Below are 14,465 nucleotides of genomic sequence, written 5' to 3' on the forward strand. Positions count from 1 at the left end.
AATTTGACACCAGAAAGCCTATATTATATCATTATCGCTATTATCATCATCGATTTTGTGATCGACAAGATCCTGGATGCCCTAAATGCCAAACATTTTGATGACCCCATTCCTGAAGAGCTGGAAGATGTTTATGATACCGAAGAATATGAAAAGTCGCAGAATTACAAGAAAGAGCGCTTTAAGTTCGGACTCCTTTCAAGCACATTTTCTGTACTGCTCACCTTAGGATTCATTATTTTTGATGGATTCGCCTGGGTGGACCAGATCGCCAGGAGTATTAGTGATAATTCAATTTTGATCGCCCTGATCTTTTTCGGCATTATCATGCTGGGAAGCGATATACTTATGACCCCATTTTCCTGGTACAGCACTTTTGTGATCGAAGAAAAATACGGTTTCAATAAGACCACAAAAAAGACATTTTTCCTGGATAAGCTTAAAGGCCTGGCCATGACTGCAGTTATTGGCGGCGGAATTTTAGCGCTTATCGTCTGGTTCTACCAGTTCGCGGGAGAGGATTTCTGGTGGTACGCCTGGATCCTTATCGCAGTATTTTCGGTCTTTATGAATATGTTCTACGCAAAACTAATCGTACCGCTTTTCAACAAACAAAGCCCGTTGGAAGATGGTTCCTTACGCACCAAGATCGAGGAATATGCCCGGAGTGTAGGATTCCAACTTGACAATATTTTTGTGATAGACGGATCTAAAAGAAGTACCAAGGCCAATGCCTATTTTTCAGGATTTGGAAGCGAAAAAAGGATCACCCTTTACGACACCCTGATAAACGACCTGGAAGAAGAAGAGATAGTGGCAGTACTGGCGCACGAGGTGGGGCATTACAAAAAGAACCACATAATCATAAACCTGGTGGCATCTATTCTTACTACCGGATTCACCCTGTGGCTGCTATCACTTTTTGTGGGGAATCCTTTACTTTCTGAAGCTCTGGGCGTCGATCAACCGAGTTTTCATATCGGCCTGGTAGCTTTCGGAATATTGTACAGCCCAATTTCAGAAATTACTGGATTGATAATGAATTATATCTCCAGGAGATTTGAATACCAGGCAGATAATTACGCAAAAAAGACCTATCGCGGAGACTCGCTGATCTCCAGTTTGAAGAAGTTATCCAAAAATACTTTAAGCAATCTAACCCCGCATAAAGCCTATATTTTTGTACATTTTTCCCACCCCAGTCTATTGCAGCGATACCGAAATCTGAAGGCCGGATTTTAGTTGTTTGCTTTGAATCTTAATTGTATTTTTAACCTATGACAGAGGCAGCTATAGCAAAAGAAAATAAACAGATCGCCAGGCAGTATAAGGAGCTGCTGCGTATAAGTTATCAAACCCTTTCTGAAGACGATAAGAAATTGATCAGGAAGGCTTTTGATACGGCTGTGGATGCGCATAAAGACCAGAGAAGAAAATCTGGTGAAGCCTATATCTTTCATCCTATTGCGGTGGCCAAGATCGTCGCATCAGAGATTGGCCTTGATGCGACATCGATTGCTGCAGCATTACTGCATGATGTGGTTGAAGATACTGCCTATTCCCTGGAAGACCTAAGGAATATGTTTGGGGAGACGGTTGCCAAAATCGTAGATGGTCTTACCAAGATCTCCAATCTAAAAAAGGATAAGGATGTATCCCTGCAGGCTGAAAATTTCAGGAAAATGCTGCTTACCCTTAACGATGACGTAAGGGTGATCATTATTAAGATCGCAGACAGGTTGCATAATATGCAAACCATGGACGCCATGCGGCCAGACAAGCAGGTGAAGATCGCTTCAGAAACCTTATATATCTACGCTCCTCTGGCCCATCGTATTGGTCTTTATAATATCAAGACCGAACTGGAAGACCTTGGCCTGAAATATACCGAACCGGAAGTATACCAGGATATTCTCACCAAGATCAAGGAAAGCAAGGAAGATCAGGATGAATATATTAAGGTTTTCAGCAAGGTGATCCAGGATTCGCTGGACAAGGAAGACCTGGATTATGAGATCAAGGGAAGGCCAAAATCCATTTATTCCATCAACAGAAAGATCAAGGCGCAGAACATTAGTTTTGACGAGATCTACGATAAGTTTGCCATCAGGATCATTTACAAGAGCGAACCCAGCCAGGAAAAATTTCTTGCCTGGAAGATATATTCTATAGTTACAGATCACTTCCGCCCCAACCCTACAAGGCTCAGGGACTGGATCTCCTCTCCAAAATCTACCGGTTATGAGGCCCTGCACATTACGGTGATGGGACCTAAAGGCAGGTGGGTGGAAGTACAGATTAGAAGTGAGCGCATGAACGAGATCGCTGAAAAGGGATATGCGGCTCATTACAAATACAAACAGGGTAACAAGGACAACAAAGAAGAACGCGGATTCGAGGAATGGGTGACCCGTTTACAGGAAGCACTGGAGAGCCCCGATGTGAATGCCGTAGATTTTGTGGAACAGTTCAAACTGAATTTATATTCCAAGGAGATCTTCGTTTTCACTCCACAGGGAGATCTAAAATCCTTACCTAAGGGTTCCACTCCCCTGGATTTCGCCTTTAGTATACATACAGAAATTGGCCTGCATACCAGAGGTGCAAGGGTTAACAACAAACTGGTACCGCTAAGCCACGAGCTCAAAAGCGGCGACCAGGTTGAGATCATTACTTCAGAAAATGCCAAGCCGAATATTAACYGGCTGGATTATGCCAATACGGCCAGAGCCAGGGCGAAGATAAAATCTTCCCTAAAAGAAGAGAAAAAGGAGATCGCCGAAGAAGGAAAGGCTATCCTGGCCAGAAAGTTAAAGGCACAGAAGATACAGTTCAATGAGAAATCCATCAATGAACTGGTTGTATTCTTTAACCTTAAAACCAGCCTGGACCTGTTCTACAGGGTTGGCATTGGCAAGATCGACAACCAGATGCTTAAGGATTTCGCTTCTTCGAGAAGCAATTCCCTGGTGAGCTATTTTAAAAGTAAGATCAAAAAGCCTCAGGTGGCCTCAGACCTTAATAAAGACGAGATCACGGCCAAATACGATCAGCTGGTCTTCGGTAAGGAAGAAGAAAAACTGGAATACAAGCTTTCCAATTGTTGCAACCCTATTCCGGGAGACAATGTTTTCGGGTTCATTTCGGTGAACGATGGGATCAAGGTACAKAAGAAGGATTGTCCCAATGCCCTACAGTTACAAAGCAATTACGCTTACCGGATCATTCAGGCGAAATGGATAGACAGTTCACAGCAGGATTTCAAGGCAGTAATAAAATTACATGGTATAGATAATCTCGGGTTGGTGAGCGAGATCACGCAGGAGATCTCCAGCAACATGCATGTGAACATGAAAAACCTGAATTTTGACAGTTCAGACGGGGTATTCAGCGGAAGGATCACCCTGGTGGTAAAGAACAATAATATTCTGAATACCATCATCCAAAGGCTCAAAAAAATTAACGGGATAGACAAGGTTACCCGTGAATAAACTTTTACCTTTGCAAAGCAAATTATGAGCAAAAAAGTCGTAAATAAAAACGATCAGGCGGTCGTAAAAAATGTATTCACTAAATATCTTGAGGAGAAGGGACACCGGAAAACCCCGGAGAGGTTCGCTATACTTCAGGAGATTTATAATTCTGATGATCATTTTGATATAGAATCCCTCTACATTAAAATGAAAAACAAGAAATACCGTGTTAGCCGCGCCACTCTTTACAATACCATTGAGCTGTTGCTGGAGTGCGGGCTGGTAAGAAAACATCAGTTTGGCCAGAATCAGGCGCAATACGAAAAGTCTTATTTTGACCGTCAGCACGATCACGTTATACTCACCGATACCGGCGAGGTTATTGAATTTTGCGATCCCAGGATCCAGAGTATCAAGCAGACCATCGAAGAGGTATTCGATATCGAGATCAAAAAACATTCACTATACTTCTACGGAAACAAAAAATCAACCAATTAAGTTAAAAATTCATGGCAGTAGATTTACTACTAGGTCTTCAATGGGGTGATGAAGGAAAAGGCAAAATCGTCGACGTCCTTACCTCAAAATACGATATTATTGCGCGTTTTCAGGGAGGTCCCAACGCAGGGCACACTTTAGAATTCGACGGTCAGAAACATGTTTTACACACGATCCCTTCAGGTATTTTTCACGATAATAGCGTGAACCTGGTGGGGAACGGGGTGGTTATAGACCCGGTGATCTTTAAAAAAGAGCTGGACAACCTGGCCAAACACAATATCGATTACAGGTCTAAACTGCTTATTTCTAGAAAAGCACATCTCATCCTTCCAACGCACAGGCTGCTGGATGCTGCTTCTGAAGCTTCCAAAGGTAAGGCAAAGATCGGGTCTACGCTTAAAGGGATTGGCCCAACTTATATGGACAAGACCGGAAGAAATGGTTTAAGAGTTGGAGATCTTGAGCTGGAAGACTGGAAAGAAAGATATCGTGCCCTTGCAGATAAGCATGAGAAAATGATCGCTTTCTACGACGTCGAAATACAGTATAACCTGAAAGAACTGGAAAAAGAGTTCTGGACCGCCGTGGAAACCTTAAAAGAACTAACTTTTATAGACAGCGAGGAATATTTACACCAGGCGATGAAAGATGGCAAAAGTATACTTGCCGAAGGTGCCCAGGGATCCTTACTGGATATAGATTTTGGAACCTATCCTTTCGTGACCTCTTCGAACACTACCGCTGCCGGTGCCTGCACAGGTCTTGGTGTTGCTCCGAGGGAAATAGGTGAAGCCTTTGGAATTTTTAAAGCTTATACTACCAGGGTTGGTAGCGGACCTTTCCCAACTGAACTTTTTGACGAGGTGGGAGAAAAAATGGGCCGTATAGGTAACGAATTTGGAGCCACTACCGGAAGAAAAAGACGTTGTGGATGGCTTGACCTTGTAGCGCTGAAATATGCCGTACAGGTGAATGGGATTACCCAGCTTATAATGATGAAAGGGGACGTGCTTAGCGGTTTTGATACGCTAAAGGTATGTACCGCATATAAATATAAAGGTGAAGAGATCACCCACCTGCCATATAATATTGAACCAGAAAACCTTCAACCGGTTTATACTGAAGTAAAGGGCTGGAAAGAAGATCTTACAAAGATGACCGATGCCGAGTCACTACCGAAAGAATTTAACGATTATGTGGATTTTCTTGAAAAAGAACTTGAAACTCCTATCACCATCGTTTCGGTTGGTCCAGACAGGAAACAAACTATCAAGAGATAATTTATATTATCCCCTAATTAAAAAAAGGCTGCCATCTGGCAGCCTTTTTTTATTGAACTTATATTGTTCTTCTATTCATCTGAAACTATGAACAGGCTTGCAATAGCTGTTGCAGTCTCTGCACTCATTGGCTCATCAAAAGCCTGAGTAACTGCCTCTGTCACATCACCTACAATAGGGTCTGCAAAATTTAGCCCGGTTACGTTAACTCCGCCCTGCATCACATTCTCTTCTCCATCATAAACCGCCTGAGTTGCTTCTGGCATACCATCACCTCTCATACTTCCGGTAATCCAACCTTCAAGGCCTCTGATTCTTCTGATTTCAGAAGCATGTCTCGCTTCAACAGAATGTATCTGAAGTGCAGGTTCAAGGAAAGCAGTTCCCATTAGATTTCCAGCCTGTCCCTTATAAGCTCTTACTCCAGTATCTTCAAATGCCTGAGCCAATGCCAGTAATTGGGCATAAGCCGTTTCCTGACCTATTCCATTATCATTAAACGGATCAAAAGCTCCACCGGCAGTAAAATCGAAAGTTGGTGAATCAACAGGAGTTGCCCCTGCACCTTCCAGTCCTGCACGTAGAAAATCTACGTGAGCAGATTCGTGCTTAGAAATTTGCATATAAACAGTTTCTGCACGTCCTGCTGTTAACACTCCAGATTCTAAAGCTTTTATATAGAATTCAGCTTCGAGATATTCTAGTGTAAGTGCTAATTGTAAAGCATCGACTGCAGAATTCTCCTGAAAAAAAGCAGCTGTAGCCGCTTTTGCTTTTCCGGAAGTTGCCAGACCAAACGGTACTGCAGCTGCTGCTGCCTTTTTCCCAAAAGAGCCAAGCGTATTGAACATCTCTCTTCTTGAAGATGATTTTGTGGTTAATTTTTCAGATGAAAATTCATCTAATAATTTTATAATACTCATAATGTCTTTTTTGATGTTAGTAGATTATGCTCCGGTCATTGGTTCCGGTAAATTGTTTGCTGTAAATTCAGTAACGATAAAGTCACCTGCAATATCAAACACTTCAGAAGGATCGTAAGCCACGTCCAGTCCATTTTCAGGATTAACTATATCATCCCCGGCAAAATCTGCGGAATCTGGATTAATCAGGGACCGTATCGCTGAAGCATGTCTTGCCTCGACAGAAACGATTTTTCCGGCGAGGGTTAGATAGGTAGCATCTGCAATTCTATCCCCGGCACCATTATAGGCTCCTACTCCGGTATCTTCTAATGCCATAGCAGTTGCAAGAACTGAATCTCTACTATCAAAATCTATTGAAGAAACATCAAATTCGAGGTCAGGAAGCGTATTTTCTTCCCCAGCTACTGATGTGATCGCAGCTTTGAAAAAATCTCTATGAATTACCTCGTGATTATATAGGTCATCAAAAAGATCCTTTTCCTCTTGTGGTGCACCGGCATAATATGCTCCAGCGCGTACCTGCGTGTAGAATGCTGCTTCCAGTTGTTCCAGGGCGTAGGCATAATTCAGAATTCCTACATCACCGCTACCAAGATCGAATACTTCCATACCTGGATCTGGATCTGGTGTTGGGTCTGGCATATCTGGGCTTCCTCCGGGATTAAATTCTTCTTCACTACAGCCGTACAGTAAAAAGCTGGTCCCGGCTATTCCCAGTCCCCCCAATTTAATGAACTTCCTTCGCGAATTGTTTTTCGATTTTTCGGAAGATGCATCTAACACATCCACCTTGACTAAGGGTTTTTTCATAATTAAAATTTTAGTTTCCATTGAAACTTACGATTAGAAACCAGCCTTGGTTTTAATGTGGTAGTTAAGTTTATCTTAAAACGCCTTAATTTGAGAAAGCTTTATGCTTTCACTGATTACATTAAGAATATTTAAGAAACGTTGAAGATTAGTAATAAAACCCGGTATCTCTTAAAATTGAAAACTGATACTTCTAATTTCATTACTTTTGAAAAAAATTTCAGCTTGTTAAGACCATATTCTATAATAGTTTTTTTTCTCGTTTGCAGCATACAGGTCCTGGCCCAGCAAAACCAGGAGATCAATTATGATTCAGACCGAACTTTAAAGAACGAACAAAGATATCCTGGAGCCCTTATTCTTAGTAAAGTGGACAACCAGGTATATTTTGATCATGATGGTATTGAAGTATGGTGCGATAATGCAGTTTTTTATAAGAATGCCAATTTCTTTAAGGCTTACGGGAACATTAGGATGCAGCAGGGCGATAGTGTTCGTATGACCAGTAATTATGCTGAATACAACGGCAATACCGAGTTCGCCTTCGCCAGCGGGAATGTAAGAATGGAAAGGCCACAAACCACCCTGGAAACGGATAGTCTTTTCTTCGACAGGATCAAACAACAGGCATATTACAGAAGTGGCGGAAAGGTCACCGATACCGCCAGTGTACTTACCAGTACCGTTGGCAGGTATTATATGGACCAGGACAAATACAGTTTTGTGAACCAGGTCGTGGTAACCAATCCTGAATACACCATCAATTCTGAACAGCTGGATTTTTATTCAGAAAGCGGGCATGCCTATTTATACGGACCATCCACCATCGAGAGTGAGACCAGCACGGTTTACTGTGAACGAGGGTTTTATGATACCCGGGCAGATAATGGCTACTTTGTAAAGAATTCACAGATCAATTACGATAACAGGATTTTAAAAGGCGACAGTCTTTATTTTAACCGGGGAAAAAGCTTTGCTTCTGCAACCAATAATATCAGGGTTATAGACACCATAAACGACAGTCGCGTCACCGGGCATTATGCAGAGGTTTACCGGGACAAGGATTCGGTTTTCATAACCAAACGCGCTATGGCTGCAAGCCTTCAGGATCGTGACACCCTATTTATTCACAGTGACACCATCATGATTACTGGCAAGCCCGAAAAAAGGATCATCCGCGGATATTACGATGTACGCATCTTTAAGGAAGACCAAACCGGGGAAAACCCGATGAGCGGTAGAAGTGATTCTATCTATTCCGATCAAAAATCGGGACTTACCAAGCTTATAAACATGAGCAGGTTTGGAAATGGCAAACCGGTGCTCTGGTCTGGCGAAAACCAGATGTCTGGCGATAGCATTCACCTGCAGAGCAATACCAAAACCGAGCAGCTGGATTCCTTACTGGTCTTCGACAATGCCTTTCTTATTCAAAAAGATACGATCGAAGGTTATAATCAGCTCAGGGGAAAAGAACTAACCGGTTATTTTGTAGATAATGAGCTGCAGAAAGTGGTTATTAATAAGAATACGGAGACGCTTAATTATATGCGTAACGAGGATAGCGATCTTATTGGAATTAATAAGACGCTGGCCAGTTCAGTGGAGATCTTCTTCAACGAACAGCAGATACAGGATATTTATTATTACAATCAGGTAGATGGAACTCTTACTCCTGAAGAAGACTTCCCTCCCAATGCTCGCCAATTGCAAGGCTTCAACTGGCGTGGCGAAGAACGTATTACCAGCAAGGAGAGCCTTTTTGAAGGAGACCCACCTTTAAAACTACCTAAGATCAAAGGAATTCCCTTACCCGATGAACCGGATGAGTTCTTTGATGAAAGGGAGGATGACGACCCGCTCCTGAATGAGAATTCAAGGTTAGACCCCAAAGTCCTGAAAAACCAGGACCTAGACAGCCTCAAGACAAAGCAAGAGGTTCAGAAGGATTCTATCAAAAATGATCCGCCGGCCACAGATAGTATTAAAGCAAAAGAATAGGAAAAGTTTTGAGAAAGGATTTTTTAAAATACCAGGCCCAAACTACTCCGCATCCACTTGCTTTAGAGGTCTCCCACGCAAAAGGCAGCTATATTATCACTACCGATGGAAAAGAACACCTGGATTTTGTTGCGGGAGTTTCTGCCTGCAGCCTCGGGCATTCTCATCCCCGGGTAGTTGCTGCCATAAAGTCACAGGCAGATAAATACCTGCACGTGATGGTCTATGGCGAGTATGCCCAGCAACCCGCGGTGGCCCTTGCCAGGTTGCTTTCAGAACATCTACCCGATCCCTTAAGCAAAACCTACCTGGTAAATTCGGGTACCGAAGCTATCGAAGGCGCGATGAAACTGGCCAGGCGTGCTACAAATAGATCTAAGATCATAGCTGCAAAAAAAGCCTATCACGGCAATACCATGGGCTCCCTTAGCCTTATGGATTTCGAAGAAAGGGTGAAGCCCTTCCGCCCCCTGGTAGGGGATATTTCTTTTATTGAATTCAATAATGAAGCAGATCTTTTAAAGATCTCCGAAAGAACTGCCGCCGTGATCCTGGAAACCATTCAGGGAGGCGCGGGATTTATCATGCCGGAAGGAGATTACCTGAAAAAGGTAAAACAAAGATGTGAAGAAGTTGGCGCACTGCTCATCCTGGACGAGATTCAGCCAGGCTTTGGCCGTACCGGCAAGCTCTTCGGATTTGAAAATTTCGGAGTGGTGCCAGATATCGTTGCCATGGGCAAAGGTATGGGAGGCGGCCTGCCCATAGGAGCATTTTCGGCTTCAGAGGACCTGATGGACCTTTTAATGGATAATCCTAAACTTGGGCATATCACCACCTTTGGCGGAAATCCCTTGATCGCCGCCGCCGCACTCGCCACCTTACAGGAAATTACCGAAACAGGGCTGATGGAAGATAGCCTGCGGAAAGAAAATTTATTCAGAAAAAACTTACAGCATCCTCTTATCGAAGAAATTAGAGGAAAGGGATTAATGCTGGCCCTCATCCTAAAATCTGCCGAAATTGCCGATAAACTGGTTCTCAGGGCCAAGGAAAACCAGCTTATCCTATTCTGGCTGCTCTATGAAAAACGAGCAGTGAGGCTTACTCCGCCGCTAACCATCTCTGATGAAGAAATATTGAAAGGTTGTGGCATTATTGTTGACATACTCACTGAAATTGAGAAGGAAGACAAGGAGTGTTAATTATTTTGTTAACAACAATAAAACGCAATTCCCAAATCGCCTTTAATCATTTTTAACTTTAGTACAGTAGAAATCCCTTAATCCCTCTCTTATGCAGTTAAGCCATAACGAAGAAGATAATTTCTCACTTGCCAGGTTCGAATCCATGCTTAAGACAAACGATGTTTTATTCTTCGATTCTAACGAGTTTGAAAATATTATTCATTACTATCTAGAAAACGGTAAGATCTCCCTGGCTAAAAAAGCTGTGAAGATGGGACTTGCCCAGCATCCTGCATCTGTGAACCTAAAACTGTTCAAGGTGGAGATCCTGGTCTTTGAGGATAAACTGGAATTGGCAGACGGTATTCTCAACGAACTAAAAGAACTGGAATCTTCTAATGAGGAGATATACATTCAGAAAGCCCAGATCTACTCTAAAAAGGATATGCACGCCGAAGCTATCAAAATGCTTGAGGCCGCCCTGGAGATCACCCTGGAGGATGCAGAAATATTCAATCTCATAGGGATGGAATACCTGTTCCTGGAAGATTTCGAAAATGCAAAATACAGTTTTATGAAGTGCCTGGAGGCCGATGATGAGGATTATTCGGCACTTTATAATGTGATGTATTGTTTCGATTTTCTTGAGCAGAAGACCGAAGCTATAGAATACCTGAACATGTACCTGGATAAGAACCCTTACTGCGAGGTGGCCTGGCACCAGGTAGGTAAACAATATTTTGACCTTAAAGAATACAACAAGGCCCTGGCTGCCTTCGATTTTGCCATAATCAGTGACGACAGGTTCGTAGGTGCCTACCTTGAAAAAGGAAAGGTCCTGGAAAAGCTGAAACGCTACAACGAGGCTATCGAGAACTATAATATCACCCTGGAGCTGGAAGACCCTACTTCTTTCGCCTACCTGAGAATTGGTAAATGTTTCGAGAAACTGGGATGCGACGATTTCGCGTTGAAGAACTACAAGCAAACGGTTCACGAGGATCCCTTGCTGGATAAAGGCTGGATCGCGATCACCGATTTCTATATCAAAAAGCTGAACTTTCAGAAAGCGCTTTATTACATCAACAAGGCTATCAACATAGATGAAGAGAATGTGCTGTACTGGAAGCGATATGCCAAGATCAACAGCCGCCTTAACTTTTATGAGGAAGCTGAACAGGGTTACAAAAAAAGCCTGGAACTGGGCAATTATGAGCTTGAGACCTGGATAAGGAGATGTGATATCCTTATCGGGCTCGGAGAATATGAAACCGCTATCACCAGTATGATACAGGCCCTGGAATTTTACCCGAACACGGCAGAGATAGAATACCGCCTGGCGGGACTTTTCTTTTCTACCAATAAAGGGGAGAAAGGCTACTTCCACCTCAACAATGCCCTGAAAATAGATTCAGAATATTACATTATCATCGAGGAGTTATTCCCTAATATCTTCGAGCGCAAAAGCGTGCGACAAATTATAAATTCCTTCGTAAAGCTCTCTTAGTAATTTTGCTACCTTTGGGCGAAATCACAAAAAAAGAAGATGCAGCGAAGTTTTTTGGATTACCTCAAAGTAACTTTTAAAGGAATGGCCATGGGCGCCGCAGATGTTGTGCCCGGCGTGTCTGGAGGTACGATCGCTTTTATTTCGGGGATCTATGAAGAATTGATCACCACCATTAGTGGGGTGAACCCGTCCCTTTTAACCACCTGGAAAGAAGAAGGCTTTTCTTCTATGTGGAAAGAACTAAATGGTAATTTTATACTGGCGCTATTTTCCGGAATTTTGATAAGTATTTTCACGGTGATGCGCCTAACCAATTACCTGCTGGAAAACCATCCCGTGCTTATCTGGTCCTTCTTCTTTGGTTTGGTAGTCGCCAGCATCTGGTTTGTCGCAAAACAGATCCCTAAATGGAATTTTAAGATCATCCTGGCCCTTTTGATAGGTGCTGCGGTTGCTTACTATATCGTTAGCCTGCCGCCCATGTCAACTAATTCGAGCTACCTTTTCCTGTTCTTTGCCGGCGCCATAGCGGTATGTGCGATGATACTTCCGGGAATTTCCGGAGCTTTTATCCTGGTGTTACTGGGCGCATATAAATCTGTTACTGAAGCGGCCCATGATTTCGATATTAAGACCCTGGGCATTGTTGGCCTGGGGGCGATCTTTGGCCTGCTTACCTTTTCCAAGGTTCTCAAATGGCTTTTTGAACATTATAGCAATATCACCCTTGCTGTTCTCACCGGTTTTATTGCGGGATCACTCAACAAGATCTGGCCCTGGAAAGAGGTGCTGGAAACCGCTGTCTATGGAGACAAGGAAGTGGTACTTAAGGAAGCCTCGGTATTACCGGGGAATTTTAATGGGGATCCTCAAACCTTATGGGCGATCTTACTTATGTTTGCCGGTTTTCTTTTGATCCTTATTCTGGAATTAGTCGCCAATAATCATTCCGATCCGGCAGATGCAGCAAACTAGAACGTTTACCGATAAGATCCTGCTTGTGCTTAAGGGTCTTGCCATGGGAGCCGCCAACAAGGTACCGGGGGTTTCTGGCGGTGTGGTAGCGTTCGTAGCAGGTTTTTATGAAGAATTCATCTATTCCCTGCAGAAAGTAAATCTAAAAGCATTTAAACTTCTTATTTCGGGCAGGTTCAAAAGTCTGTTTCGATATCTTAACGGTAAATTCCTGGGACTGCTTATCCTGGGAATGCTCATAAGCTATTTTAGCGTTTCCAAGATCCTGGATTACCTTATAGTTCATTACGAACTGTATGTCTGGGCCGCGTTCTTCGGAATGATCATAGGTTCCATCTACTACATTAGTAAAGACTTTGATGAGTGGGACAAGAACTCGGTGATCTTCGCCGTCCTGGGCGTGATATGCGGGATAGGAATTAGCTTCCTGGAACCGGCGCGGGAGAATGACAATCTTTGGTTCGTTTTCGTTTGCGGGATGATCAGCGTTTCGGGGATGACCCTTCCCGGACTTTCGGGTAGTTTTATCCTAATCCTGCTAGGAAATTATGTTTTGTTACTGGTGGATTCGGTCAACGCGCTATATGATACTATTGCGGAAGTGATCCTGCTGGATTTCAGCTTTCTTGATAATTCTGAAAGGTTACGAATGCTACAGGTTCTGGTGGTATTTGCCGCCGGTTCTCTGGCCGGACTGGTTTCGCTGTCTCACCTATTGGGTTATGTGCTTAAAAAACGTAAAAAAGAAACCTTTGCCGTCATCATTGGTTTTATTACCGGTTCCCTGGGCGTGGTCTGGCCCTGGAAAGAAAAGATCTATAAAATGAACAAGAAGGGAGAGATCCTGATAGATCGTGAGGGAAATAGGATCATAGACAATTACGACCGCTACCTGCCCGAATTCCATTCTTCAGAGACCTGGCTGGCCATATTTTTTATTCTGATAGGAATATTCATAGTTTTAGGCCTGGCCTGGTACGAAAATCGAAATTCAGCAAAATGAGAACATTCGGACTCCTTGGAAAAAATATTGACTACTCTTTTTCCAGAAAATATTTTTCTGAAAAATTCAGCAGGGAAAATATCGATGCAGAATACCTGAATTTTGATATTCCCAGCATAGAAAGATTTCCGGAAGTGATCCAGAATAAAGAGATCTCAGGAATGAACGTGACCATTCCTTATAAAGAACAGGTCATTCCCTACCTGGACAGGCTGGACGAGCATTCTAGCAGGATCAAGGCAGTGAATACCATTAAATTTGAAAAGGATGGCTCACTTACCGGTTTCAACACAGACTACTGGGGTTTTATGGAGGCTCTTAAACCTCATTTGCAACCTCAACATTCCGGCGCGCTCATACTGGGTACCGGTGGTGCCTCTAAAGCCGTGGCCTATGCCCTGGAACTTTTGAATATCGATCATAAGTTCGTATCCAGGACTGCGGAAAATGACCAGTTCTCTTACCAGCAACTTGGTAGGGATATTCTTGACCAATACAAACTTATTGTGAACTCTACCCCCCTGGGAACCTTCCCCAATGTAGAAGCATGCCCGGATATTCCATTCCAATATATTGGTAAAAACCACCTTATCTTCGACCTGATCTACAATCCTTCGGAAACCAAACTTATGCGACTTGCCGCAGAAAAAGGTGCAACTACATTGAACGGCCTGCAAATGCTTAAACAGCAGGCAGAAAAAGCCTGGGCTATCTGGAATAGCTAATCCCTTCAATAAATAGCTTTTATAAGCCACATAAATAAAACCAATCCCTTGTTCAATTTTAGGGGAGTTGTTAT

At 43.1% G+C, this 14,465-nt stretch carries 12 protein-coding genes; 10 read left to right on the top strand and 2 right to left on the bottom strand.

Translation table 11 applies throughout. The features are described 5' to 3' along the window. The first annotated feature begins 3 nt into the window (after nt 1–3). Genes FLP08_RS13365 through FLP08_RS13380 form a run of 4 tightly spaced genes read left to right on the top strand, consistent with a single transcriptional unit; the run spans nt 4 to nt 5,254 of the window. Nucleotides 4–1,242, top strand: a complete 1,239-nt coding sequence (locus tag FLP08_RS13365; RefSeq protein ID WP_156277392.1) for a M48 family metallopeptidase — start codon at nt 4–6, stop codon at nt 1,240–1,242. A 35-nt stretch (nt 1,243–1,277) separates the two neighbouring features. Continuing rightward, nucleotides 1,278–3,491, top strand: a complete 2,214-nt coding sequence (locus FLP08_RS13370; RefSeq protein WP_156277394.1) for a RelA/SpoT family protein — start codon at nt 1,278–1,280, stop codon at nt 3,489–3,491. A 24-nt stretch (nt 3,492–3,515) separates the two neighbouring features. Next, nucleotides 3,516–3,971, top strand: coding sequence for a Fur family transcriptional regulator (locus FLP08_RS13375; protein ID WP_107012696.1), 456 nt, complete (start codon nt 3,516–3,518; stop codon nt 3,969–3,971). Nucleotides 3,972–3,982: 11 nt separating this feature from the next. Next, complete coding sequence (locus FLP08_RS13380) at nt 3,983–5,254, top strand: adenylosuccinate synthase (protein ID WP_156277396.1); 1,272 nt, start codon at nt 3,983–3,985, stop codon at nt 5,252–5,254. A 71-nt stretch (nt 5,255–5,325) separates the two neighbouring features. On the opposite strand, the gene FLP08_RS13385 is transcribed toward FLP08_RS13380, so the two are convergent. Both FLP08_RS13385 and FLP08_RS13390 read right to left on the bottom strand, forming a co-directional pair. Further along, nucleotides 5,326–6,177, bottom strand: a complete 852-nt coding sequence (locus FLP08_RS13385; protein WP_156277398.1) for a ferritin-like domain-containing protein — start codon at nt 6,175–6,177, stop codon at nt 5,326–5,328. A gap of 24 nt (nt 6,178–6,201) precedes the next feature. Beyond that, nucleotides 6,202–6,990, bottom strand: a complete 789-nt coding sequence (locus tag FLP08_RS13390) for a ferritin-like domain-containing protein (RefSeq protein WP_156277400.1) — start codon at nt 6,988–6,990, stop codon at nt 6,202–6,204. A 177-nt stretch (nt 6,991–7,167) separates the two neighbouring features. Here FLP08_RS13390 and FLP08_RS13395 point away from each other — a divergent pair, with 177 nt between their 5' ends. The 6 genes from FLP08_RS13395 (at nt 7,168) to FLP08_RS13420 (ending at nt 14,391) form a co-directional block, all read left to right on the top strand. Next, the gene (locus FLP08_RS13395; protein WP_238388499.1) at nt 7,168–8,991 is read left to right on the top strand and encodes an OstA-like protein; all 1,824 of its coding nucleotides are present in this window, start codon (nt 7,168–7,170) and stop codon (nt 8,989–8,991) included. Between the two features lie 8 nt (nt 8,992–8,999). Beyond that, complete coding sequence (locus FLP08_RS13400) at nt 9,000–10,196, top strand: aspartate aminotransferase family protein (protein WP_156277402.1); 1,197 nt, start codon at nt 9,000–9,002, stop codon at nt 10,194–10,196. A 91-nt stretch (nt 10,197–10,287) separates the two neighbouring features. Beyond that, nucleotides 10,288–11,685: a tetratricopeptide repeat protein gene (locus FLP08_RS13405; RefSeq protein ID WP_156277404.1), complete on the top strand. Its 1,398-nt coding sequence runs from the start codon at nt 10,288–10,290 to the stop codon at nt 11,683–11,685. Nucleotides 11,686–11,724: 39 nt separating this feature from the next. Further along, a complete protein-coding gene (locus tag FLP08_RS13410) occupies nt 11,725–12,663 on the top strand; it encodes a DUF368 domain-containing protein (protein ID WP_156277406.1) in 939 nt (312 codons plus the stop codon). Beyond that, nucleotides 12,650–13,666, top strand: coding sequence for a DUF368 domain-containing protein (locus FLP08_RS13415; protein ID WP_156277408.1), 1,017 nt, complete (start codon nt 12,650–12,652; stop codon nt 13,664–13,666). Before FLP08_RS13410 ends, FLP08_RS13415 begins: the two co-directional genes overlap by 14 nt. Further along, entirely contained in the window at nt 13,663–14,391 is a 729-nt protein-coding gene (locus FLP08_RS13420; protein WP_156277410.1) for a shikimate dehydrogenase family protein, read from the top strand. The genes FLP08_RS13415 and FLP08_RS13420 overlap by 4 nt, the downstream gene beginning before the upstream one ends. Nucleotides 14,392–14,465: the final 74 nt, after the last annotated feature.

Source organism: Christiangramia aestuarii, from assembly GCF_009735585.1.
In the GTDB taxonomy this organism is placed as follows: Bacteria; Bacteroidota; Bacteroidia; order Flavobacteriales; family Flavobacteriaceae; genus Christiangramia; species Christiangramia aestuarii.

Excerpts from the sequence above, each read along its gene's own strand:
- FLP08_RS13375 (WP_107012696.1), top strand. The coding sequence starts at position 3,516 with ATGAGCAAAAAAGTCGTAAATAAAAACGATCAGGCGGTCGTAAAAAAT.
- FLP08_RS13380 (WP_156277396.1), top strand. The coding sequence starts at position 3,983 with ATGGCAGTAGATTTACTACTAGGTCTTCAATGGGGTGATGAAGGAAAA.
- FLP08_RS13385 (WP_156277398.1), bottom strand. The coding sequence starts at position 6,177 with ATGAGTATTATAAAATTATTAGATGAATTTTCATCTGAAAAATTAACC.
- FLP08_RS13390 (WP_156277400.1), bottom strand. The coding sequence starts at position 6,990 with ATGAAAAAACCCTTAGTCAAGGTGGATGTGTTAGATGCATCTTCCGAA.
- FLP08_RS13405 (WP_156277404.1), top strand. The coding sequence starts at position 10,288 with ATGCAGTTAAGCCATAACGAAGAAGATAATTTCTCACTTGCCAGGTTC.
- FLP08_RS13410 (WP_156277406.1), top strand. The coding sequence starts at position 11,725 with ATGCAGCGAAGTTTTTTGGATTACCTCAAAGTAACTTTTAAAGGAATG.
- FLP08_RS13415 (WP_156277408.1), top strand. The coding sequence starts at position 12,650 with ATGCAGCAAACTAGAACGTTTACCGATAAGATCCTGCTTGTGCTTAAG.
- FLP08_RS13420 (WP_156277410.1), top strand. The coding sequence starts at position 13,663 with ATGAGAACATTCGGACTCCTTGGAAAAAATATTGACTACTCTTTTTCC.